This window comes from Streptomyces sp. NBC_00009 (assembly GCF_045040855.1).
GTDB lineage: Bacteria > Actinomycetota > Actinomycetes > Streptomycetales > Streptomycetaceae > Streptomyces > Streptomyces aureus.
On the sequence record NZ_CP108312.1, the window covers coordinates 7,312,744 to 7,334,277 of the forward strand.

Genomic DNA, 21,534 nt, shown 5'->3' on the forward strand with positions numbered 1-21,534 from the left:
CCGGGTCGGCGCCGATGCCAGGCCACCGTAACGGGTCGTCGGTGACGGGTGATCCGTCGGGCTGAAGCGAGGCCCGGGCAGGCGGGACACCGACGCAGGCGCGGCTACGGGTGTGGCCGGTTCGCGGCCTGTGTCGTGGGCCGGCGGTGCGGTGAGGGCGTGGTGTCCTGCGGGAACATCAGCTGGCCGCTCATCCACCGCATGGCCGGAGCGATCTCCCGCTGCCATGTCGTGAAGTGGTGGCTGCCGCGCGGCAGGATGATCTGGGCCGACGTCATGGGCGGCTTCACCGCGTGCAGGAACTTCATCGTGTCGCTGTAGTCCTTCTCACCCGACCTGCTGCTGGCGGCCAGGACGGACACGCGCGGCACGGGCAGGTGCTCCAGACGCCAGATGAGGTCGTGCTCGCGCTGCCGCCGCGCGGCGCCGGGACCCGAGCCGAAGAGGCTGCCGGTGGTCAGGTCGTCGCCGATCCTGTAGTCCGCCGACAGCGCCGCCGCCGAGGTGTACACGCCGGGGTGGCGCAGGGTGAGCTGGAGCGCGCACGTGCCGCCCGACGAATAGCCGAGAGCGCCCCACGCGCTGGGGTCGTGACCCACGCGGTACGACCGCTTGAGAGCCTCCGGCAGATCCTTCGTGAAGAACGTCTCGGCCTTTGGACCGCCGGGTACGTCCACGCACTCCGTGTCACGGGGCGGCGCGATCGTCGGGCGCACCATCACGATCACCGTCGGCTGGATCTTGTCCGCCCTCAGCAGCCGGTCGGCGGTCTGCGGGACCTGGAGGTACTGGGCGAGGTTCATGATGCCGCCCGGGTAGCCGCTGATCGCGACCATCACGGGGAAGCGCTGGCGGTGGAACTGCTTCTGGAAGTACTGCGGCGGCAGATACACGAACGCCGGGTTCACGGCCCTGCTGCGCCGTCCGACGATCTTGACCGACTCCACCCGGCCGACCTCCGCCGCGGGCCCGCGCGGAATGCCCTTCACCCGATCGAGGCCCTGCGGCCCGGCGGGCTGCACCAGACCGCCGCGCACCGCGCCGACCGTGGTGTAGATGCCGCCGTGGCCGAGCGCCGTGACCTCGGCGGGCGCCTTGTCGACATGGCCGAGCAGCTCGTCCCACGAGCCGTAGAAGTCGAAGTTGGTGTTCACGGCGACGGCGAACGCGGTGAGGATCGTGAGCTGGGTCGCGCCGATCACGCCGAGGCGGCCGAGCACGGCCACCGGCCCGCGCCGGGCGAGCCGCGGCCACACCCAGACCGCGAGCCCCACACACACCAGGGCGGCCAGCACCGTCGCGTACTCGAGTGCCCGGCTCGTCAGGCCCATGTCTTCCTCAACTTTCAGCCGTCATCTGCGCTGTTCGGCAGTTTTCACCGGGAAAGAGGCGCGATGACCGAGGAAGGTTTGCCGGCCACCGCGTTCTTACCGTGCTCCTGTGTCGCTCTTACTCCAGCGAGGTGGAGCACTCCTACGCTCGGTCACTGTGAAACAACGCCCCGCCGCCGTGGCAGGTCACACGTGCCTGATCATCGGAATTCTGGACATCGCGTCGGCGATCTCCCCGCACATGCAGGAGACCCGTATAGAGCGCATCGCGCCCTACGTGCCGGGCCTCGCCGAGGAGGTGGCCCGCGCCGCTGCGCTCGCCGCGGGACTGCTGCTCGTGATGCTCGCCAGAGGCCTGCGCCGCCGTAAACGGCGCGCTTGGGAGGCGGCCGTGGGGCTCCTCGCGGTCAGCGCGCTCGTCCAGGGCGTGCGCCATCACGCCCTGATCCCCGCGACCGTCTCGGTCGTCCTGTGCGTCGCGCTCGTCGCCTACCGCGAGGAGTTCTACGCACTCGGCGACCCGCGCGGCAGAACGCGCGCCCTGTGGAACCTCGTCGTCCTCGGCGGCAGCAGCTTCGGGCTCGGCCTGCTCGTCGTCGGTGTGCGCGCGAACCAGGAGGCGGGCCACGCCATCACGTTCGCCGACCGGGTCCAGGAGGTCGGCTACGGCCTGCTCGGTGCGTCAGGCCCCATCGCGTACAGGAGCGACCGGGCCGGCGACATCGTGTACTTCTCGCTGCTGGCGCTCGGCGTGGTCACCGCCGCCACCAGCGTCTATCTCGCCCTGCGGCCCGTGACCCTGCGCCGCGCCGACAGCGACGAACGGCTGCGCGCCCTGCTGGCCGACGAGGGGCGGCGCGACTCGCTCGGCTACTTCGCGCTGCGCGGCGACAAGAGCGTCCTCTTCTCGCCCTCCGGCAAGGCCGCCGTCGCCTACCGCGTGGTGTCCGGCGTCGCCCTGGCAGGCGGCGACCCCATCGGCGACTACGAGGCATGGCCCGGCGCCATCAAGGAGTTCCTGCGGCAGTGCGCCCTGCACGCCTGGACCCCCGCCGTCATGGGGTGCAGCGAACTCGGCGGACAGGTCTGGATCCGCGAAGGCGGCCTCAAAGCCCTGGAGCTGGGCGACGAGGCCATCGTCGACTGCCAGGCCTTCAGCCTCTCGGGGCGCACCATGCGCAACGTCCGGCAGATGGTCAACCGCATCGAACGCGCCGGCTACACCTGCCGCATGCGGCGCGTACGCGATCTGCCCGACGAGGAGAAGAAGCGGCTGCGCGAGGCCGCCGCCGCGTGGCGGGGCAGTGCCACCGAACGCGGGTTCTCCATGGCGCTCGGCCGGTTCGGCGACCCAGACGACGGGGACTGCGTCGTCGTCACCGCGCACCAGGACGACGAGGCGGGCAACGACCGCGTGCGCGCCCTGCTCCACTTCGTGCCCTGGGGCGAGGACGGTCTCTCCCTCGACCTGATGCGTCGCGACCGCACGGCCGAGCCCGGCCTGAACGAACTCCTCATCGTGGCCGCCCTGCGCGGCGCCCCCGGGCTCGGAGTGCGCCGCATGTCGCTCAACTTCGCGGTGTTCCGGGCCGCTCTCGCGCGCGGCGAGCGCCTCGGCGCGGGCCCGGTGCTGCGGGTGTGGCGGGGGCTGCTCGTGTTCCTGTCGCGCTGGTTCCAGATCGAGTCCCTGTACCGCTTCAACGCGAAGTTCCGGCCCGAGTGGGAGCCGCGCTTCGTCGTCTACCCCACAGTGCGCGACCTGCCGAGGATCAGCTGGGCCTGTCTCCAGGCCGAGGCGTTCGTCGTCCTGCCGCACCCGGCGGAGCGGCTGCGGCAGCTGCTGCGGAACCGGCCCGCCGCCCGTGAGGAGAAGCCGCAGCCGGTCGAGGTCACCACCCCGTGACCAGCAGGTGGTTGACCAGCAGGGCGAGTACCGCCTGCGCGGTCAGCCACCCGCGGCTCCACCGCGCGGGCAGCAGAGCGGTGGCCGCGATGAGCCAGACGCCGAACGGGAGCCAGATGCGTTCCGTCTCCGCCTTGCTCATGCCCGACAGATCGGCGGCCAGGAGGGCGAGCGCCGCGCCGAGGACGACCAGCGCGAGCCGCCCCTCCGGCTCCGCACGCGCGCGCAGGACACGTCCCGGAACCCGGCGCAGCCCCGCCGCCGTGGCCAGCCCGACGATCAGCACGGTGCACGCGAGGTTGGCCCACACCCAGTAGCCGTACGGCCGGATCCCGCCCGCACCCTGGTAGTAACGCTCCGTCAGCAGGTGGTACGCCTCCCACCAGTTGAACCCGACGAGGGTGAACGCGACGGGCACCACGGCCGCCCCCACGACGAACAGCGGAAGCGGCCGCGGTGTCCGCGTCGCGAGCAGCACGGCCGCCGCGACGAGGGCCATCAGCGTCAGCCCGTACGACAGATAGCAGGTGAGCCCGAACAGCAGTCCGCTGCCGAGGGCCGCCCCGCGGCTGCCGCGGGTGGCCGCCACCGCGAGCAGCGCCACCGACCAGGCGGCGACCGCCGCGAAGTAGCCGTCCGCCGACGTGCCCATCCAGACCGCGGCCGGCGCGAGCGCCAGGAAGGGCGCCGCGCTGCGCGCCGTCCGCTCGTCGGCGAGCGCGCGCACCGTGACGAGGACGGCGACCGCCGCCGTGCACCCCACCGTGATGCACCACACCCCGGCCCACGCACCCCCGCCGAGCCCGATCCGGTCCAGGCCGACGAAGGTCAGGGTCGCCGCGGGCGGATGCCCCGCGACATGGGGCGGCCAGTGGTCGGGGGAGTGCAGCAGGATGTGCCGCGTGAAGTCCCGCAGCGTCGCGCCGACGTCGTCGAACCGGTCGATGACCTGCAGATACTCGTACGACGTGGTGAGGCGCCCGGCGATGCCCCGCTGCCAGCCGTCGATGAGCGCGAGCGAGAACGTCCACGCCGCCGACGCGGCCCACACGGCGGGCAGCAGCAGCCGCCACCGCAGCCGGGCGGCCACCACAGGCCCGTACGCGACGACCAGTACGGCGACCGAGATCGCCGCCGGGGTCCCCGGGCCCACGTGTGGTTCCCAATGGGCGTACAGGGGAGCCCAGTTGACGTGCAGAGTGCCGTAGTGGTCTTCGATGTACCGGCCCACGAGGACGGCCGCCGTGACCAGGGCCACGGCGGCAGCGGCGGCAATCAGGTCGCGGCGAGTCCCGGTGGCGGGTGGCGCGGCGCGGGGGGCGTCGGGGGGAGCTTCGAGCTTCACACCCGGAACGCTAGGTGCCCGCACCGCCCATATGGTGGCACCGCGGGGTCGCGTCACCGAACCGTCAGATCTTCCTGCGCCGATCCGCGGGCTGTGCGCAATACGGTCGGAACAGGTCGGCGGGCCCCCGCCGCGCACAGCCTGAAGGAACCACATGGGCGTCCTCCCCCGCACTCTCCCCGATCCGTGGCGCAGCCCCCTGCGCGGCCCGCGCTTCACCGCGGTCCTCGGCCTCGTCCTGCTCGTCGGCATGACCCTGCTCTTCGTGACCGGCCTCCTGTCGTACGCCGCCTACAACCCGAACCTCGCGGCGGTCAACGACAAGACGCCCGGCAAGGGCCTGCTCGGCTTCTACCTGTTCTCCTGGCCGACGGACCCGCACTGGCTGTACCGCCTCACCCAGGGACTGCACGTCACCGTGGGCGTCGTGCTCGTGCCCGTGCTCCTCGCCAAGCTGTGGTCGGTCGTGCCCAAACTGTTCGCGCTGCCGCCCGCGCGCTCCATCGGCCACGCCCTGGAACGGCTGTCGCTGCTCCTGCTCGTGGGCGGCGCGCTCTTCGAGTTCGTGACCGGCATCCTCAACGTGCAGCTCGACTACCTGTTCCCCGGCTCCTTCTACCCGCTGCACTTCTACGGCGCCTGGGTGTTCATCAGCGCGTTCATCGTGCACGCGGTACTGCGCGTACCGCAGGCGCGGCGCGTGCTGCGCGAGCGGAAGGCGGGCCTGCCCGAGACGGGTGACCTGGTGCCGGCGAAACCCGCCGAGCCCACGGTCTCGCGGCGCGGGGCGCTCGCCATGGTCGGCGCGGGCTCGCTCCTGCTGCTCGTCACGACGGCCGGCCAGAGCATCGGCGGGGTATGGCGCCGCACCGCTCTGCTCGCCCCGCACGGCGGCGCCGACCCGGGCACCGGCCCCGGCCGCTTCCAGATCAACAAGACCGCTGCCGTGGCCGGCATCCGTATCGCCGACACGGGCGAGCCGTGGCGGCTCGTCGTCACGGGACCGAAAGGCACCGTCCACCGGCTCACCCGCGACGACCTTCTCCAACTCCCGCAGCACACCAGCGCGTTGCCCATCGCCTGCGTCGAAGGCTGGTCCACGGACGACCAGCACTGGAGCGGCGTACGGCTGCGCGACCTCGCCGCCCTCGCCGGGACCGACGGCGACACCGACGTGTTCGTCGAATCGCTGCAACAGCACGGCGCGTTCCGGAAGGCGGCCCTGCGGCACAACCAGGTACACGACCCGCGCTCCCTGCTCGCCCTGCGCGTCAACGGAGCCGACCTCACCCTCGACCACGGCTACCCGGCCCGTGTCATCGTCCCCGCGGCGCCGGGCGTCCTGAACACCAAGTGGGTCGCCCGCATGACGTTCGGAGCGCTGTGATGAACCGACTCCTGAGCCGTTGGCACGGCGAGAGCCCGCTCCAACTCCTGCTCCTGGCAGCCTCGTTCGCCCTCGCCGGATACGCGGGCGTGCGGCTCCTCGAAGGCGACGCGTGGGGCGTGGCGGCCTGGTTCGTCGGCGCGGCCCTCGTCCACGACCTGCTGCTCGTGCCGGTGTACTCGCTCGCGGACGTCGCGGCGCAGAAGGCGCTCGGCGACCGGAGCCGCACGGCGATGACGTACGTACGCGTCCCCGCGTTCCTGTCGGGCCTGCTGCTCCTGGTGTGGTTCCCGCTGATCACGCGGGCGCGGGAGGACCACTTCGTCCTCGTGACGGGACATTCGGGGGACGCGTTCCTGCCGCGGTGGCTGCTCCTTACGGCCGCGCTGTTCGCCGCGTCGGCCCTGTGGTTCGTGGCCGTGACGTTCCTCGCTCCCGCGTCGCCCTGGAGGCAGGCACGCAGGGCGCGCCGGGAAGAGCGGGCGCGGGAGCGTGAACGGGAGCGTCAGCGGCGCAAGGAGACGAATGAGCGCCCGCCCTCGGACCACTGAGCGACCGGCAGCCAGCCGAGCGGGCGCGCGTACCGCAGCAGCGCGCGCGTGCCCACCCGGGCCCACGGGAAGAGCGAGCCCGCGGTGCCCTGCCCGTCGTCCACCCGCACCTCCACCCGCTCATCCATGTCGAGCGGAGCCGTCTCGGCGATCAACAGCCCGCCGGGAGCGGTGAGTTCGGTGACTCGGGACAGCAGGGCCCCCGGGTCGCCGCCGATCCCGATGTTGCCGTCGAGGAGGAGTGCCGTCCCCCAACGGCCCTCGCCGGGCAGGGAGTCGAAGACGGACCGCTGCAACGCGGCGCCGCCGAGGCGGACCGTCCGCGCGACCGCGGCCTCGCTCACGTCGATGCCGAGCGCGCGGTGTCCGGCCGCGGCCAGTGCGGCGACCAGCCGGCCCGGGCCGCAGCCGATGTCGAGGACAGCGCCCTCGCAGCGGCGCAGCGCCGACAGGTCGGCGGCGTCGGCGACCGCGCACCAGCGCTCCACCTCGAGCGGCAGCAGCCATCCGTCGGCGCGCCGCAGGAAGAGGGGGCCGCGCTCGTTGCGCACGGCGTCGGCATAGGGGTCCGTACACCAGGCCGGTGCCGCCTCGCGCATCGTGGTCATGAGCGGACCACCCGCGTCAGCCGCGCGTGCTCGGCGGCGAACCGGCCGTCCGGTGCGGCGGCCGCCACCACGGCGGCGTCGTGGGCCGTGTCGACGTCCCGCAGGACCGGCAGGTCCCGTACGCGCAGCCCCGCATCCGTGAGCCGGGTCCGCTGGGCCGCACCCGTGTGCGCCGTCGACATCGGCACACCCCGCAGCAGCTCCGGGTCGGGCTCGGCGAGCCCGAGCGCCCAGAACCCGCCGTCGTCGGCGGGCCCGAGCCATGCGTCGCAGTCCCGCCAGGCGTCGGGCCCGAGCGCGGGCGCGAGCAGCGCGGGCGTCACCTGAGGCGTGTCCATCCCGATCAGGACGGCGGGCCCGTCGCACCCGGCGAACGCCGCCGCGAGCCGCTCGTCCAGGCCGCCGGCGCACTGCGCGACCACGTCGATCCCGGCCGGCAGCCATGCTCCGGGCGCCCCGTCGAGCACCAGCACCCGACGCCGCGCGGACGTGGCGAGCGCGGCGTGCAGGGTGTCGACGAGCGAGGCCTCGGCCAGGCGCGCGGCCTCCTCGGGCGTGAACGGCGGCGTGAGCCGCGTCTTGACCCGGCCGGGCACCGGGGACTTGGCGATGACGAGGAGGGTGGTGCCGTGCCACCGCGCTGCGGGCGACCCGTCGGCGCTCACCGCGATGCCGCCTCTCCGCGCGACGGGAGCGCCGGCAGCGGCTCCTCCGCGAGGACCGCGCGCATGTCCCGTACCGCCTGCCAGGTGCCCCGCCAGGTGCCCGTGACCTTCGACTTTCCCGTACGGGGCCGGTAGGGCACCGGGCGCTCCTCGATGCGCCATCCCGCGTCGGCGGCCCGGACGACCATCTGGAGGGGGTAGCCGCTGCGGCGGTCCGCGAGGTCCAGGGCGAGGAGGGAGGTGCGGCGCGCGGCACGCAGCGGGCCCAGGTCGTGCAGCCGCAGCCCGGTGCGCCGGCGCAGCATCCCCGCCAGCGCGAGATTCCCGGCGCGCGCGTGCACGGGGAAGGCGCCGCGGCCCTGCGGCCTGCGCCGCCCGAGCACGAGATCGGCCCGGCCCGCGACGACGTCCTGGACGAACGGCGTCAGCAGACCCGGGTCGAGCGACGCGTCGCAGTCGCAGAAGCAGACGACGTCCGCGTCGGACGCCAGCAGGCCCGCGTGGCAGGCGGCCCCGAAGCCGCGCCGGGGCTCCGTCACCACCGTCGCGCCCAGGGAACGGGCGACGTCGGGGGAGCCGTCGGTGGACCCGTTGTCCACGACGAGCGCCCGCCAGCCGTCCGGGATGCGGGCCAGCACCCACGGCAGCGCGGCGGCCTCGTCGAGGCAGGGCAGCACGACATCGACCGAGGGGGCCGAAGCGGGGAGGGAGGGATAGTCAGGGGGGATCACGGTGTCACCCTACGAATCCAAACCGGACATTTAGGCCCTCAGCTCCTTACGAAACGCGGACGTCGCACGCGGGCGACCCCTCCGGCGGCTCCGACCGGCACCTCGGGTGCGACGCTGGTGGAATGCAGACACCACCGCTCGGCCGTGTCCTCGTCGTCGACGACGACCCGACCGTCGCCGAGGTCGTCGCGGGCTACCTGGACCGCGCCGGCTACGACGTCGACCGCGCCGCCGACGGCCCGGCCGCCCTCGACCGCGCCGACGCGCACGGGCCCGACCTGGTCGTCCTCGACCTCATGCTGCCCGGCATGGACGGCATCGAGGTGTGCCGCAGACTCCGGGCCCGCGGCCCGGTCCCCGTGATCATGCTGACGGCGCGCGGCGACGAGGACGAGCGCATCCTCGGCCTCGAGGTCGGCGCGGACGACTACGTGACCAAGCCGTTCAGCCCGCGCGAGCTGGTCCTGCGGGTCGAGTCGGTGCTGCGCCGGGCCCGCGCCGCCACGGCACCCAGGCCGGCGGGACCGCTGCGCGCGGCCGCCCTCACCGTCGACCCCGCGGCACGCCGAGCCGCCAAGGCGGGGGTCGAACTCGCCCTGACCATAAGGGAGTTCGACCTACTCGCCTTCTTCCTGCGTCACCCGGGCCGCGCCTTCTCCCGCGAGGAGCTCATGCAGCAGGTGTGGGGCTGGGACTTCGGTGACCTGTCGACCGTCACGGTCCACGTCCGCCGACTGCGCGGCAAGATCGAGGACGACCCGGCGGCCCCGCGCCTCATCCAGACGGTCTGGGGCGTCGGCTACCGCCTGGACCCGGGCCCGCACGGCGACGCCACTCGATCGGACCGCGCACCGGAAGTCCCTGGGTCCGACCGTGCACCGGAAGTCCCTCGGCCCGATCGCGCACCGGCAGACTGGATCGAACCCCGTGCATGACATGCTCCTCATCGCCCTCTTCGCGTTCCTCGGCGCCGTCGGTGCGGGCCTGCTGGGCGCGCTCGCCCTGTTCGTCCTGCGCCGCCGCTCCCTGACGGTGTCGCTCACGGTCGTCGCCGCCGTCGCGGTGACTGCGATGCTCGCCGGAACGCTCGTCGTGGCCTGGGCGATGTTCCTGTCCCCGCACGACCTGACCGTCGTGACGACCGTCGCCGCGATGGCCGCCACCGTGTCACTGGCCACCGCGCTGCTCCTCGGCCGCTGGGTCGTGGCCCGCAGCAACGCGCTCACCCTCGCCGCCCGCTCCTTCGGTGACGGCGGCAGCTTCGCGGCGCCCCTCGTCCCCGCAACGGCGGAACTCGCCGCGCTCTCAAGGGAGTTGGAGGCCACCAGCGTCAAGCTGGCCGCCTCCAGGGACCGTGAGCGCGCCCTGGAGACCTCGCGTCGCGAGCTCGTCGCCTGGATCTCGCACGATCTGCGCACCCCGCTCGCCGGGCTCCGCGCGATGTCCGAGGCCCTGGAGGACGGCATGGCGGCCGACCCGGACCGCTATCTGCGCCAGATCCGCACCGAGGTCGAGCGCATGAACGACATGGTGGGCGACCTCTTCGAACTGTCGCGCATCCACGCGGGGACCCTCGTCCTGAGCCCGTCCAGGATCTCCCTCCATGACCTCGTGGGCGACGCGCTCACGGGCGCCGACCCGCTCGCCCGCGAACACGGCGTACGCCTCGTCGGCGACCGCATCGACAAGATTCCCGTCGAGGTCGACGGCAAGGAGATGAGCCGCGTCCTCGGCAACCTCCTCGTGAACGCGATCCGTCGCACGCCGGCCGACGGCACGGTCGCCGTGGCGGCGGCCGGCTCCACGGACGGTGTGGTCCTCACGGTCACGGACGGCTGCGGCGGCATCCCCGAGCAGGATCTGCCGCGCGTCTTCGACACGGGATGGCGCGGCAGCCACGCCCGTACACCCCCGTCGGGCGCGGGCCTCGGGCTCGCCATCGTCAGGGGAATCGTGGAGGCCCACCGGGGCAGCGCCGCCGTGCGCAATGTGGCCGGCGGCTGCTGCTTCGAGGTGACGCTCCCGGCCGCGGGGGCGTAGCGGGCGCGCGCCCCGGCGGCCGGCAGAGTCACCTCACCCGAGCTCCGCCTTGGCGAACTCCGTCATCCCCTCCTCGAACCCCACCTCGGCGCGCCACCCGAGCTCCGCCCTGAGCCGGGCCGGGTCCGCCGTGATGTGCCGTACGTCGCCGAGCCGGTACTCGCCCGTCACGACGGGCATCGGCCCGCCGTACGCGGCGGCGAGTGCGTGGGCCATCTCGCCCACCGTGTGCGGGTCCCCGCTGCCCGTGTTGTACGCGACGCACGAGTCGGAGGGCCGGTCGCCCATGGTCTCGAGGGCGAGCGCGTTCGCCGCGGCCACGTCGTGAACGTGCACGAAGTCCCGCCGCTGGCGGCCGTCCTCGAAGACGCGCGGGGCCTCGCCCCGGGCCAGCGCCGACCGGAAGAACGACGCGACGCCCGCGTACGGGGTGTCGCGCGGCATCCCCGGCCCGTACACGTTGTGGTAGCGCAGCGACACCGCGCGGCCTCCGGTGGCCCGCGCCCAGGCGGACGCCAGATGTTCCTGGGCGAGCTTCGTCGTCGCGTACACGTTGCGCGGGTCCGTGGGGGCGTCCTCGCCGACGAGGCCGGGGCTCAGCGCGTCGCCGCACTGCGGGCACGCGGGCTCGAAGCGGCCCGCCCGCAGGTCGGCCTCGGCGCGCGGTCCCGGGCGCACCACTGCGTGACGCCCGCACTCGTACCGCCCCTCCCCGTACACGACCATCGACCCGGCGAGCACCAGATCCCGTACCCCCGCCGAGGCCATCGCGGCGAGCAGCACGGCCGTGCCGAGGTCGTTGCGGGAGACGTAGTCGGGCGCGTCGGCGAAGTCCTTGCCGAGGCCGACCTTCGCCGCCTGATGACACACCGCGTCGACGCCGGCGAGGGCCGACTCCACGGCGGAGGGGTCGCGTACGTCGGCGACGACCCAGGGCCGGCGTTCGTCCGGGCCGGGCGGCCGGACGTCGAGCACGACGACCTCATGTCCTCGTGCGGAGAGAGCGTCCACGACCGCGGACCCGATGAACCCGGCACCGCCGGTGACCAGTACACGCATGCCGCCCACGCTATGCGGGACAGGGCGCCGCGAGGGCTCTCCTCGCCGACACGTCATGGCTCCGTAAGGCTTGTGCGAACGGAGTTCGGTATCGCGCGGCGGCCTGTACGCGGCTAGCGTGAATCGGGGGAACCGGGACGAATCGCACCACCGTTGCCGGGACCGTCCCACCCCCGGAACCACCACCACTCGGAAGAAGGGTTCGCGCCATGGCCGCACGACCGGAGGGCGCGCCCATCTGGGCCGACGCCATGTTCCCCGACCTGGAGGCCGCGAAGCGCTTCTACGGCGAGCTTCTCGGCTGGACGTTCGAGGAGGGCCAGGAGGAGTTCGGCAACTACACGCAGGCGAAGTCGGACGGAAAGCGGGTCGGCGCGCTCTCGCCGCAGATGCCGGGCATGGAGGGCACCCCGCCGGCCTGGAACCTGTACCTGGCCACACCCGACGTCAAGGCCACGGCGGCCCGCGTCAAGGAGGCCGGCGGCACCCTGCTGATGGAGCCCATGGAGGTCGGCGACTTCGGCTCGATGGTCACCGTCCAGGACCCGGCCGGCGTCTTCTTCAGCCTCTGGCAGCCGGGTACGCACGACGGGTTCGAGAAGGTGGGCGAGCCCGGTTCGTACGCCTGGGCCGAGGTGACCACGCGTGACACCGGGAAGACGGACGGATTCTTCGAGGCCGCCTTCCCGTACGAGGTCCGGAAGATGGCCGACGAGAACGTCGACTTCAACATCTGGCAGCTCGACGGACAGCCCCAGCTCGGCCGCTTCAAGATGACCGGGGACTTCCCGCCGCAGGTCCCGTCGTACGTCAACGTCTACTTCGCGGTCGACGACTGCGACGCGGCGGTCGCCACGGTGACCAGGCTCGGCGGAAAGCTCCACTACGGCCCGATGGACACCCCGTTCGGCCGCTTCGCGGCGGTGACGGACCCGCAGGGCGCCGCGTTCTCGGTGATCGACCTGAGCACGACCGAGGGCGAGATGCCCGACCTCACCTGACGGGAGGGCACACGGGTCCTCAGGGGCACGGGTCCTCAGGGGCACGGGTCCTCAGGGAATCGAGAAGCCGAGCGCTCCCGCGGCCAGCTCCGCGGTGGGCTGCGTCCAGCGCTCGGCCATCGCGTTCCGGGTGGACAGCGAGCGCAGCTCCGCCCGGTCGAGATAGAGCGTTCCGTGCAGATGGTCCGTCTCGTGCTGCACGATCCGGGCGGGCCACCCCGTGAACTCCTCGTCCACGGCGTGGCCCCGCTCGTCGAGACCACGCAGCCGCACCCTCTGGTGCCGGGAGACCACGGCCTGCAGGCCGGGCACGCTCAGGCAGCCCTCGAAGAACGCGGCGCGGTGCGCCCCCACGGGCACGTACGACGGGTTGATCAGGACGCGGAACGGCTGCGGCACCCGGCCGCGCGCCACCCGCACCTCCTCGGGGACCTCGGCCGCGTCCTCGACGACGGCGATCCGCAGCGGGACGCCGATCTGCGGTGCGGCGAGACCGACGCCGGGAGCGGCGTGCATCGACGCGCGCATCGCGGCGATCAGACGCTCCAGGAGCGCGGGTTCGAGCTGACCGTCGTAGGTCAGCGCGGGGGACCGGAGCACGGGGTCGCCCGCCTCCACGACCGGCAACGGGTGCTCGCCCGCGAGCAGTTCCTCGACGCGGTCACTCAGGGGTACGGAGGGCATCGCGCCAGCATGCCAAGAAGGATCACGCGTCGGCAACGTCCACCGTGCCGCGCGCATCATCGTTGCGGGCTCGTGAACATTCCCCCGGTGAGGGAATCAGACCGCGGTGACATGGGCTTTCATCGGAGGGCGGCCATGGTAGGCACGGCCGCTCCACCGCCCGCACGCCCACCGCCGCCTCCTGGGAGCCCGCCGTATGTCCGTCCCGGCCGCCGCCACCGCCCACCCGCTCGACAACCCCGCGTACGCCTCCCTCACCGGCCCGCACGCACACTTCGCCGAACGGCGGGGCCGGGTCGTGCGGTACCCCCTTGACGTGTCGCCGTGGCTTGCGCTGCCGGACGAGCCGGGACCCGGAGACTGGGCGGATCTCGCGGCGCTCGCCGGGCCGGGCGAGACCGTCCCGCTGCCAGGGATGCGCACGGCGCCGCCCGAGGGCTGGGAACTCACGATGAGCATGGACGGGGTGCAACTCGTCGACGACGGCGTGGCCGCGGCGCCGGACGCGGAGGCCGTGCTGCTCGGCGCGGCCGACGTGCCCGAGATGCTGGACCTCGTCGCGCGCACCCAGCCGGGGCCGTTCCTGCCCCGCACCGTCGAACTCGGCACCTATCTCGGGATCCGCAGGCAGGGCGCGCTCGTGGCGATGGCGGGGGAGCGGCTGCACCCGCCGGGCTGGACGGAGATCAGCGCCGTCTGCACCGACCCGGACCATCGCGGCCAGGGGCTCGCGGCCCGCCTCGTCCTGGCCGTGGCGGCGGGGATCAAGGACCGCGGTGAGACGCCGTTCCTGCACACGGCGGCGCGCAACGCGAACGCCATCAGGCTCTACGAGTCCCTGGGCTTCCGGCTGCGGCGCACCACGAAGTTCATGGCGGCCCGGGTCCCGGAGTTCGACCACGCCGCCGCCCGCTGAGCGATGACGCGCGCGGTCTTCGCGGTGGCTCAGGCTTCTTCCTGGACCTGCGCGTTGTAGCGCAGCAGATAGTCCGCGAAGCGGACGAGATCCTCCTCGGGCCAGTCCGCCACCCGCTCCTGGAACGCCTGACGGCGGCTGACGGTGACCTGGGCGAGGATGTCGGCGCCCGCCTCGGTCGGATGGAGGACCTGGACGCGGTGGTCGTCCGGGTCCACCCGGCGCATCACGAGCCCGGCCCGCTCCAGCGCGGACACCTGCCGGCTCACCGTCGACTTGTCGAGGGCGTAGTGCGTGGCGAGGTCCGTCGCCCGGCAGCCGCCCTTCTCGTCCAGGTGGCTGAGCAGGGTGTACGACACGAGCGACAGCTCGGGGTGCATCCGTCCGGCCATCGCTCTGGCACGCCGCGCGAACGACGTCATCTCGCGCTGAATGGTCTCGACGGCCGTCTCTCGGTCTGTCACGTGCTGTCCTCTCCCCGCTGCTCGTTGCATTCTACAACCGAGGGCAGGTGTGCGCCGCGGGCAGGCGCGTTCCCGTGCCCGGAGCTAGCCTCCTGAGCATGAGCGACCCCAGTGATGTGCCCGCCCGTTACACGGTCCTGGTCAAGCCCCAACTCGCCGACAAGGACGGTCACCCCGTGCACGGCAACCCCCTGCGCGTGGTGTCCGTCGAGGCCACGGGATCGTCCGGGGAGTCCGGCTATCCGCGCTTCGAGGGCGAAGGGGTGCAGGTGGAGATCGACCCGCTCACCCGCTCCGTCGAGGCCGTGACGGTCGACGGCGACGAGCTGCCGTACGGGTGGGTGGCGGAGATCGCCGCGGACTGACCGGCCGCCCGGCCGCGCCGTGACCCGTTGTGCCCCGTCGTGCCCCGTCGTGCCCCGTCGTGCCCCGTCGTGCCTCGTCGTGGCGGCGGGGCGCGGCGGCGCTGTGCGGCGTGGCGCAGCTCTCTTATGCAACTTGTTGCAAAAGCGAGGTGTCGTCGTCTACAACTGTGACGACGTTCGCCGCGCACGGAGGGCCACCATGAGCCGATACCCGCACCTGCTCACCCCGCTCGACCTCGGATTCACCACGCTGCCCAACCGGGTCCTGATGGGCTCCATGCACGTGGGACTCGAGGAGGCGGAGAACGGCTTCGCGCGCATGGCGGAGTTCTACGCCACCCGCGCCCGCGGCGGCGTCGGCCTCATGGTCACCGGAGGCATCGCCCCCAACGAGGCCGGACGCCCCTGGGCCGGCGGCGCGAAGCTGACCACCGAGGCGGAGGCCGACGAGCACCGCCAGGTCACCGACGCGGTGCACGCGGCGGGCGGGAAGATCGCGATGCAGATCCTCCACTTCGGCCGCTACGCCTACCACGAGGACCTCGTCGCCCCGAGCCCGCTCCAGGCGCCGATCAGCCCCTTCCCGCCGCACGAACTCACCGATGCCGAGGTCGAGCAGACCGTCGAGGACTTCGCGCGCGCCGCCGAACTCGCCCAGCGCGCCGGCTACGACGGCGTGGAGATCATGGGCTCCGAGGGCTACCTCATCAACGAGTTCATCGTCGCCGCCACGAACCGGCGCACCGACCGCTGGGGCGGCTCGTACGAGAACCGCATCCGCTTCCCCGTCGAGATCGTCCGCCGCGTCCGCGAGCGCGTCGGCACGGACTTCATCCTCATCTACCGGCTCTCGATGATCGACCTCGTGCCCGGCGGCTCCACCCTCGAAGAGGTCGTGCAGCTCGCCAAGGAGATCGAGGCCGCCGGCGCCACCATCATCAACACCGGCATCGGCTGGCACGAGGCCCGCATCCCGACCATCGCGACGTCGGTGCCGCGCGGCGCGTACACCTTCGTCACCAAGAAGGTCATGGGCGAGGTCTCCATCCCGCTCGTCACCACGAACCGCATCAACACCCCTGAGATCGCCGAGGAGTTGCTCGCCGACGGCTGCGCCGACATGGTGTCCCTCGCGCGGCCCCTGCTCGCCGACCCGGACTTCGTGGCCAAGGCCCAGGCCGAGCGCTCGGAGACCATCAACACCTGCATCGGCTGCAACCAGGCCTGCCTGGACCACACGTTCAGCGGCAAGATCACCTCCTGCCTCGTCAACCCGCGCGCCTGCCACGAGACCGAGCTGGTCCTCGCTCCGACCCGCCTGCGCAAGCGCGTCGCCGTCGTCGGAGCGGGCCCCGCGGGTCTCGCCTGCGCGGTCTCCGCCGCCGAGCGCGGCCACGCCGTCACCCTCTTCGACGCCGCGTCCGAGGTCGGCGGCCAGCTCAACGTCGCCCGCAAGGTCCCCGGCAAGGAGGAGTTCGACGAGACCCTCCGCTACTACCGCGCGCAGCTCGAACTGCACGGCGTGGACGTCCGGTTGAACACCCCCGTCACCGCCGCCGACCTCGCCCCGGACGCGTACGACGAGGTGGTCGTCGCCACCGGCGTCACCCCCCGCACCCCCGAGATCGCGGGGCTCGACCACCCCAGCGTCGTCGGCTACCTCGACGTCCTGCGCGACGGCGCGCCCGTCGGGGAGCGCGTCGCGATCGTCGGCGCGGGCGGCATCGGCTTCGACGTCGCCGAGTACCTCACCGACAGCGGCGACAAGGCGAGCCAGGACCCGGCCACGTACTTCCGGCAGTGGGGCGTCGACATGGACTACCAGGGCCGCGGCGGCCTCGCGAAGCCCGACCGCCCCGCCCCGCCGCGCGCCGTCCACCTCCTCCAGCGCAAGACCTCGAAGGTCGGCGCCGGACTCGGCAAGACCACCGGCTGGATCCACCGCACCGAACTGCGCCACCGCGGCGTCACCATGGTCGCGGGCGCCACCTACGACCGCATCGACGACGCGGGCCTGCACGTCACCGTCGACGGCAACTCCACCGTCATCCCCGTCGACACCGTCGTGCTGTGCACCGGCCAGGACCCGGCGCGCGGTCTGTACGACGACCTGCTCGCCGCGGGCCGCGAGGCGCACCTGATCGGCGGCGCAGACGTGGCCGCCGAGCTGGACGCCAAGCGCGCCATCCGCCAGGGCACCGAGCTGGCCGCGGCGCTGTGAGACCGGCGGTCACGTGGCCGGGCCCGCCGGCCGCGTGACCGCCTCCGCATAAGGTGCAGCCATGTCACTCCCGCACGCGATCCTCACGGCCCTCCTGGAGAAGCCGTCGTCGGGCCTCGAACTGACGCGCCGCTTCGACAAGTCGATCGGCTACTTCTGGTCGGCCACGCACCAGCAGATCTACCGCGAGCTGGGCCGCCTGGAACGCGAGGGGTACATCAGGGCCCTGCCCGCGCCGACGCCCGCGCGCGGTCAGAAGAAGGAGTACGAGGTCCTGCCCGAGGGCCGCGCCGAACTGGCCCGCTGGACCGCCGCGAGCCAGGACCCCAAACCGCTGCGCGACCCGCTGCTCCTGCGCCTGCGCGCCGCCGCCGTCGTCGGCACCGACGGCATCGAGGCCGACCTGCGCCGCCATCTCGACCTGCACCGGCGGCAGTTGGCTGAGTACGAGGAGATCGAGAAGCGGGACTTCCCGCCCGGCCTCGACTCCGTCGAGGACCGCCTGCAGCACGTCGTGCTGCGCGCGGGCATCGACCTGGAGACGTTCTGGGCGCGCTGGCTCGAACAGACCCTGGAGGAACTCGGCCTCGACCCGTCCCAGGCATTGTCGTCACCTTCCCGTCTGCCCGGTGACGACAAGGCCTAGGCGAGGGTCGCCGCCCCCGGGTCCCAGTCCGCCGGCACGGGCTGTGGTGGCGTCGGGCACGTGGCGATCCGGGTGAACTCGGCATGTTCGGCCGAGTGCGTGATCGCCGTCATCGTCTGCAGGACGTGCAGGGCCAGTGCTCCCGACGCACGTGGCGCACCGCCCCGGCGGATCGCCCGCGCCAGGTCGAGCACGCCGAGCCCGCGCCCGTCGACGCGCCCCGCGACCGGCAGTTCGCGCCAGTCGTCCGCCCCGTTGGCCCGCACCCTCAGCGGCCCGCGGAAGGTGTTGGGGTCCGGCACGGCGAGGACGCCCTCCGTGCCGGTGACCTCGAACTGGATACGCGGCAGCGCCGAGTCGAAGCTGAACACCGACGTCGCCCGCACCCCCGACGCGAACTCGACGAGCGCCGACACATGCGTCGGCACCGCCACCGGGAACACCTGCCCCGCTTTGGGCCCCGACCCGACGACGCGATCCTCGCGCGCGCGTGCCGCCGAGGCCGCCACGCGCGACACCCCGCCGAACAGTGCCACCAGCGCCGTCAGGTAATACGGCCCGAGGTCGAACAGCGGTCCCGCGCCGGGCTGGTAGAAGAACGCCGGGTCGGGGTGCCAGCGCTCCGGCCCAAGGCCCTGCACCGCCGTCGTCGCCGCCACCGGCTCGCCGATGTGCCCCGCCCCGACGGCCCGCAGCGCCGACTGGAGCCCCGCGCCGAGGAACGTGTCCGGCGCGTTCCCCACAAGGAGCCCCCGTTCCGCCGCCTGGGCGAGCACCTTCTCGGCCTCGCCGGGGGCCAGGGCGATCGGCTTCTCGCCGTACACGTGCTTCCCGGCCCGCAGCGCCTGCGTCGCGACCTGCGCGTGGGCGGTCGGCACGGTGAGGTTCACGACGAGCTCGACCTCGGGAACGGCGAGCACCGTCGCCACGTCGCCGGCGACCGGTACGCCGTGCTCGCGCGCGACGGCCGTGGCGCGGCCCGCGTCGAGGTCGGCGACACCCACCACCCGCAGATCGGGAAAGGCGGACAGCGTCCGCAGATACTCCTTGCTGATGACGCCCGCCCCGACGACGGCGACACCGACCGGCCCCGAACTCACGCTGCCCCCAAGGCGGATGCGTAGGTGATGCGGCCGCTCCCGCGCGGCTCCGGAGACGGTAGGACGCCCGGAGGGGAGCAGACAAGGGCGCGTCCCGGGCGTGACACAGCGATGCCACGGACCTGGGTCCGGTGGTGTGCTCCACGCCTGCGCCTGACGTAGAGCCAACTTGTGGGCCGGGCGGGGCGCATGCGGACGGGAGCCGGGCAGAGGACAGGTTCCATGGTCCGGCCCACCGGGCCCCGGCGGCCGTCCGGCCCGGAGAGCCCTGCTCAGGACCCGGTGGTGACGCTCCGTTCGGCGGAGTAGGCGCCCCACGTCCCGTCGGGCAGCTGGGCCCGGATCCGTACCCGGTGCCGGACGCTGGCCTCCTTGCCCACGTAGAAACTGTTCCGCGCCGTGCCCTTGGGCGGGGCGTCGCCCCAGACGAGCGTGGTGGCCTGGCGGCCGTCGAGGTAGATGCGGTACGCGGGCACGGTGCCGCCCGTGCGCGGCGGCGTCCACGACAGGTCGATGTAGTACGCGCCGCCGGCCCGGCGGGACGTGGCGCGGAAGTCGGTGGGGGCGGTGCCGGGGCCATCGTCGGAGCCCTTCGCGGTGGTGAGCCTGAGGGCCGGGCCCGCGGGGGAGGTGTTGTCGGCGGCGTCGCGCGCCTTCACGGTGAACGAGTAGGCGGTGCCCGGCCGCAGCCCGGTGATCAGCGCCCGGGTCTCGCCCCCGTCGACGCTGTGGATCTTCGATGCGCCCTGGTAGATGTCGTACGAGACGACGCCCTTGTCGTCCTTGGACGCGCCCCACGACAGCGAAGCCGCCCGGCCGCCGTCCGCCCGGCCGCGCAGCGCTCCCGGCCGGGTCGGGGCGGACCGGTCCTCGGCCATGGCGGCCGGGGTGGTGACGGCCACCTTCGGACTGAGCGGTCCGAGTGTGCCGTCGGTGTCCTCGGCCCGGACGGAGAAGGTGTAGGCGGAGCGCGGGTGCAGCCCGACGATGTCGACCATGTGCTGTTCGCCCGGCACCTCCTTCACCTTGGTGGCGCCCCGGTACACCGTGTAGCCCTTGACCTCGGCGGCTCCCTCGGGGCGGCTCCACATGACGTGGACGGAGGTGGCGCTGCCCGCCTGCGCCGTGACTCCGGCGGGGGCCGTGAGGGCGGGCCCCTGCCGGGTGCCGTCGTCGAGCAGGCCGCACGAGGTGGCGAACAGCAGCGCGGCGGCGCAGGTCGTGTACGCCAGCGGGGTGCGTCCGGGGATGCGTCGCACGGCAGGCCTTCCGCTCGGAAGCATTGGTACAGACCTGTATGTCATGAGTGACGGGGTCACATCAAGAGGCGGTGTCGCGCGCGTCGTTCCCGTCCGGACCCCGAGCGGTGGACTGCACGCTCAAGTGCGCTCAGAATGAACCGAGTTGGGGCGACGGACGCGCACGGCGCGTCGGGGCGACGGGTGAGCCGCCGCCCCGGGTCGCTCACACCTTCCGATACGTGTACGCCTCGACGGCAGCCGCCTCGACCGCGTCCAGATCCGCCCCCGCCGACGCCGTGACGACAGCGGCCACGGCCCCCTCGACGAAGGGGGCGTCCACCAGGCGCGCCCCGTCCGGGAGTTCGTCGCCCTCCGCGAGCAGCGCCTTCACCGTGAGCACCGCGCTGCCCAGATCGGCGAGCACGGCGACGCCCGCACCCCGGTCCACCGACCGCGCGGCGCCGCAGATCAGCTCGGCGCTGGTGCCGAGCCCGCCGTCCTCGGTGCCGCCCGCCGGTGCCAGGGGGACGACCGCACCGCCGCCCGCGAGCCCCGTCGCCAGCTCCGCCACCGACTCGGCGACGGCACGGCTGTGCGACACGAGGACGATCCCGACGACCTTCTCCTGACCGCCGGCACTGCTGGCTCCGATCCCGGGATCACTCATCGCGGGCCGCCTCGGCCAGCGCCCCGATCAGCAGCGCCGACGACGTGGCGCCCGGGTCCTGATGCCCGATGCTGCGCTCGCCCAGATAGCTCGCCCGCCCCTTGCGCGCCTGCATCGGCGTCGTGGCGAGCGCGCCCTGCTCGGCGGCGGTGGCGGCCGCGTCGAAGGAGGTGCCGAGCGCGTCGACCGCGGGCACCAGCGCATCGATCATGGTCTTGTCGCCCGGCGCGGCACCGCCCAGCGTCATGACCGCGTCCACCCCGGTCCGCAGCGCCGCGGCGAGTTCCGCCTCGCTTACCTCGGGGGCGTCCCCGAGCGCCTTGCCTGTACGGCGCAGAAGCGTCCCGTACAGCGGGCCCGACGCGCCGCCCACGGTCGAGATCAACTGGCGCCCGGCGAGGGTGAGGACACCGCCGGGGGTGGCCGGTGCCTCCTTCTCCAGGACGGCGCTCACGGCGAAGAAGCCGCGCTGCAGATTGCTGCCGTGGTCGGCGTCACCGATCGGCGAGTCGAGTTCGGTGAGCCGGGCCGCCTCCCGGTCGACGGCCGCGGTGGCCGCGGTGAGCCAGCGTCGGAAGAAATCGGCGTCGAGCACGTCATCTCCTTGCG

General features: G+C 73.2%; 22 protein-coding genes. 10 read left to right on the forward strand and 12 right to left on the reverse strand.

Features of this window, described 5'->3' with window-relative positions:
• Window positions 1-104: 104 nt before the first annotated feature.
• Window positions 105-1,331 carry an alpha/beta hydrolase gene (locus OHA58_RS33160; protein ID WP_405483363.1) on the reverse strand — a complete coding sequence of 409 codons (1,227 nt, stop codon included), beginning with the start codon at window positions 1,329-1,331 and terminating at the stop codon, window positions 105-107.
• Between the two features lie 157 nt (window positions 1,332-1,488).
• Here OHA58_RS33160 and OHA58_RS33165 point away from each other — a divergent pair, with 157 nt between their 5' ends.
• Entirely contained in the window at window positions 1,489-3,234 is a 1,746-nt protein-coding gene (locus OHA58_RS33165) for a phosphatidylglycerol lysyltransferase domain-containing protein (protein ID WP_405483364.1), read from the forward strand.
• Here the strand turns inward: OHA58_RS33165 and OHA58_RS33170 are convergent.
• Window positions 3,221-4,579 carry a hypothetical protein gene (locus OHA58_RS33170; RefSeq protein ID WP_405483365.1) on the reverse strand — a complete coding sequence of 453 codons (1,359 nt, stop codon included), beginning with the start codon at window positions 4,577-4,579 and terminating at the stop codon, window positions 3,221-3,223. The genes OHA58_RS33165 and OHA58_RS33170 overlap by 14 nt on opposite strands.
• Before the next feature lie 154 nt (window positions 4,580-4,733).
• On the opposite strand from OHA58_RS33170, the gene OHA58_RS33175 reads away from it, so the two are divergent.
• Together OHA58_RS33175 and OHA58_RS33180 are read left to right on the forward strand one after the other, a co-directional pair.
• On the forward strand, window positions 4,734-5,966 hold the full coding sequence (locus OHA58_RS33175; protein ID WP_405483366.1) for a molybdopterin-dependent oxidoreductase: 1,233 nt from the start codon (window positions 4,734-4,736) through the stop codon (window positions 5,964-5,966).
• Entirely contained in the window at window positions 5,966-6,517 is a 552-nt protein-coding gene (locus OHA58_RS33180) for a hypothetical protein (protein ID WP_405483367.1), read from the forward strand. Before OHA58_RS33175 ends, OHA58_RS33180 begins: the two co-directional genes overlap by 1 nt.
• Here the strand turns inward: OHA58_RS33180 and OHA58_RS33185 are convergent.
• Genes OHA58_RS33185 through OHA58_RS33195 form a run of 3 tightly spaced genes read right to left on the reverse strand, consistent with a single transcriptional unit; the run spans window position 6,472 to window position 8,521 of the window.
• Entirely contained in the window at window positions 6,472-7,125 is a 654-nt protein-coding gene (locus tag OHA58_RS33185) for a class I SAM-dependent methyltransferase (protein ID WP_405483369.1), read from the reverse strand. The two genes, OHA58_RS33180 and OHA58_RS33185, sit on opposite strands and share 46 nt — an antisense overlap.
• Entirely contained in the window at window positions 7,122-7,790 is a 669-nt protein-coding gene (locus OHA58_RS33190) for a DUF2064 domain-containing protein (protein WP_405483370.1), read from the reverse strand. The genes OHA58_RS33185 and OHA58_RS33190 overlap by 4 nt, the downstream gene beginning before the upstream one ends.
• Window positions 7,787-8,521 (reverse strand): glycosyltransferase family 2 protein, encoded by a 735-nt coding sequence (locus OHA58_RS33195; RefSeq protein WP_405483372.1) that lies wholly within the window; start codon window positions 8,519-8,521, stop codon window positions 7,787-7,789. The genes OHA58_RS33190 and OHA58_RS33195 overlap by 4 nt, the downstream gene beginning before the upstream one ends.
• Before the next feature lie 122 nt (window positions 8,522-8,643).
• Here OHA58_RS33195 and OHA58_RS33200 point away from each other — a divergent pair, with 122 nt between their 5' ends.
• Both OHA58_RS33200 and OHA58_RS33205 read left to right on the forward strand, forming a co-directional pair.
• A complete protein-coding gene (locus OHA58_RS33200; RefSeq protein ID WP_405483373.1) occupies window positions 8,644-9,456 on the forward strand; it encodes a response regulator transcription factor in 813 nt (270 codons plus the stop codon).
• Window positions 9,449-10,561, forward strand: a complete 1,113-nt coding sequence (locus OHA58_RS33205) for a sensor histidine kinase (RefSeq protein WP_405483375.1) — start codon at window positions 9,449-9,451, stop codon at window positions 10,559-10,561. Before OHA58_RS33200 ends, OHA58_RS33205 begins: the two co-directional genes overlap by 8 nt.
• Window positions 10,562-10,594: 33 nt before the next feature.
• On the opposite strand, the gene OHA58_RS33210 is transcribed toward OHA58_RS33205, so the two are convergent.
• Window positions 10,595-11,620, reverse strand: a complete 1,026-nt coding sequence (locus OHA58_RS33210) for an NAD-dependent epimerase/dehydratase family protein (protein WP_405483377.1) — start codon at window positions 11,618-11,620, stop codon at window positions 10,595-10,597.
• A 209-nt stretch (window positions 11,621-11,829) separates the two neighbouring features.
• On the opposite strand from OHA58_RS33210, the gene OHA58_RS33215 reads away from it, so the two are divergent.
• Window positions 11,830-12,621, forward strand: a complete 792-nt coding sequence (locus tag OHA58_RS33215) for a VOC family protein (protein WP_405483379.1) — start codon at window positions 11,830-11,832, stop codon at window positions 12,619-12,621.
• Window positions 12,622-12,672: 51 nt separating this feature from the next.
• Here the strand turns inward: OHA58_RS33215 and OHA58_RS33220 are convergent, their stop codons facing one another.
• Window positions 12,673-13,305, reverse strand: coding sequence for a peptide deformylase (locus OHA58_RS33220; RefSeq protein WP_405483380.1), 633 nt, complete (start codon window positions 13,303-13,305; stop codon window positions 12,673-12,675).
• A gap of 196 nt (window positions 13,306-13,501) precedes the next feature.
• Between OHA58_RS33220 and OHA58_RS33225 the strand changes: the two genes are divergently transcribed.
• Window positions 13,502-14,221, forward strand: coding sequence for a GNAT family N-acetyltransferase (locus OHA58_RS33225; protein WP_405483381.1), 720 nt, complete (start codon window positions 13,502-13,504; stop codon window positions 14,219-14,221).
• Window positions 14,222-14,250: 29 nt separating this feature from the next.
• On the opposite strand, the gene OHA58_RS33230 is transcribed toward OHA58_RS33225, so the two are convergent.
• Window positions 14,251-14,715, reverse strand: a complete 465-nt coding sequence (locus tag OHA58_RS33230) for a MarR family winged helix-turn-helix transcriptional regulator (RefSeq protein ID WP_375989120.1) — start codon at window positions 14,713-14,715, stop codon at window positions 14,251-14,253.
• A 68-nt stretch (window positions 14,716-14,783) separates the two neighbouring features.
• On the opposite strand from OHA58_RS33230, the gene OHA58_RS33235 reads away from it, so the two are divergent.
• The 3 genes from OHA58_RS33235 (at window position 14,784) to OHA58_RS33245 (ending at window position 17,917) form a co-directional block, all read left to right on the forward strand.
• Entirely contained in the window at window positions 14,784-15,050 is a 267-nt protein-coding gene (locus tag OHA58_RS33235; protein ID WP_405483384.1) for a hypothetical protein, read from the forward strand.
• Window positions 15,051-15,249: 199 nt separating this feature from the next.
• The gene (locus OHA58_RS33240) at window positions 15,250-17,271 is read left to right on the forward strand and encodes an FAD-dependent oxidoreductase (protein ID WP_405483386.1); all 2,022 of its coding nucleotides are present in this window, start codon (window positions 15,250-15,252) and stop codon (window positions 17,269-17,271) included.
• Between the two features lie 61 nt (window positions 17,272-17,332).
• Entirely contained in the window at window positions 17,333-17,917 is a 585-nt protein-coding gene (locus OHA58_RS33245; RefSeq protein ID WP_405483387.1) for a PadR family transcriptional regulator, read from the forward strand.
• On the opposite strand, the gene OHA58_RS33250 is transcribed toward OHA58_RS33245, so the two are convergent.
• The 4 genes from OHA58_RS33250 to dhaL all read right to left on the reverse strand — a co-directional run bounded on the left by OHA58_RS33250 (window position 17,914) and on the right by dhaL (window position 21,520).
• Window positions 17,914-19,017 carry a Gfo/Idh/MocA family protein gene (locus tag OHA58_RS33250; RefSeq protein ID WP_405483388.1) on the reverse strand — a complete coding sequence of 368 codons (1,104 nt, stop codon included), beginning with the start codon at window positions 19,015-19,017 and terminating at the stop codon, window positions 17,914-17,916. The two genes, OHA58_RS33245 and OHA58_RS33250, sit on opposite strands and share 4 nt — an antisense overlap.
• A gap of 272 nt (window positions 19,018-19,289) precedes the next feature.
• Entirely contained in the window at window positions 19,290-20,276 is a 987-nt protein-coding gene (locus OHA58_RS33255) for a fibronectin type III domain-containing protein (RefSeq protein ID WP_405483389.1), read from the reverse strand.
• Between the two features lie 205 nt (window positions 20,277-20,481).
• Window positions 20,482-20,925: a PTS-dependent dihydroxyacetone kinase phosphotransferase subunit DhaM gene (locus OHA58_RS33260; RefSeq protein ID WP_405483390.1), complete on the reverse strand. Its 444-nt coding sequence runs from the start codon at window positions 20,923-20,925 to the stop codon at window positions 20,482-20,484.
• On the reverse strand, window positions 20,918-21,520 hold the full coding sequence (gene dhaL, locus OHA58_RS33265) for a dihydroxyacetone kinase subunit DhaL (RefSeq protein ID WP_405483391.1): 603 nt from the start codon (window positions 21,518-21,520) through the stop codon (window positions 20,918-20,920). Before dhaL ends, OHA58_RS33260 begins: the two co-directional genes overlap by 8 nt.
• Window positions 21,521-21,534: the final 14 nt, after the last annotated feature.

Bases quoted from the DNA above. Each gene is read 5' to 3' on its own strand.
- OHA58_RS33200 (WP_405483373.1), top strand. From the start codon at position 8,644: ATGCAGACACCACCGCTCGGCCGTGTCCTCGTCGTCGACGACGACCCG.
- OHA58_RS33240 (WP_405483386.1), top strand. From the start codon at position 15,250: ATGAGCCGATACCCGCACCTGCTCACCCCGCTCGACCTCGGATTCACC.
- OHA58_RS33260 (WP_405483390.1), bottom strand. From the start codon at position 20,925: ATGAGTGATCCCGGGATCGGAGCCAGCAGTGCCGGCGGTCAGGAGAAG.
- OHA58_RS33180 (WP_405483367.1), top strand. From the start codon at position 5,966: ATGAACCGACTCCTGAGCCGTTGGCACGGCGAGAGCCCGCTCCAACTC.
- OHA58_RS33210 (WP_405483377.1), bottom strand. From the start codon at position 11,620: ATGCGTGTACTGGTCACCGGCGGTGCCGGGTTCATCGGGTCCGCGGTC.
- OHA58_RS33160 (WP_405483363.1), bottom strand. From the start codon at position 1,331: ATGGGCCTGACGAGCCGGGCACTCGAGTACGCGACGGTGCTGGCCGCC.
- OHA58_RS33175 (WP_405483366.1), top strand. From the start codon at position 4,734: ATGGGCGTCCTCCCCCGCACTCTCCCCGATCCGTGGCGCAGCCCCCTG.
- OHA58_RS33185 (WP_405483369.1), bottom strand. From the start codon at position 7,125: ATGACCACGATGCGCGAGGCGGCACCGGCCTGGTGTACGGACCCCTAT.
- OHA58_RS33215 (WP_405483379.1), top strand. From the start codon at position 11,830: ATGGCCGCACGACCGGAGGGCGCGCCCATCTGGGCCGACGCCATGTTC.
- OHA58_RS33225 (WP_405483381.1), top strand. From the start codon at position 13,502: ATGTCCGTCCCGGCCGCCGCCACCGCCCACCCGCTCGACAACCCCGCG.
- OHA58_RS33230 (WP_375989120.1), bottom strand. From the start codon at position 14,715: ATGCAACGAGCAGCGGGGAGAGGACAGCACGTGACAGACCGAGAGACG.
- OHA58_RS33220 (WP_405483380.1), bottom strand. From the start codon at position 13,305: ATGCCCTCCGTACCCCTGAGTGACCGCGTCGAGGAACTGCTCGCGGGC.
- OHA58_RS33235 (WP_405483384.1), top strand. From the start codon at position 14,784: ATGAGCGACCCCAGTGATGTGCCCGCCCGTTACACGGTCCTGGTCAAG.
- OHA58_RS33245 (WP_405483387.1), top strand. From the start codon at position 17,333: ATGTCACTCCCGCACGCGATCCTCACGGCCCTCCTGGAGAAGCCGTCG.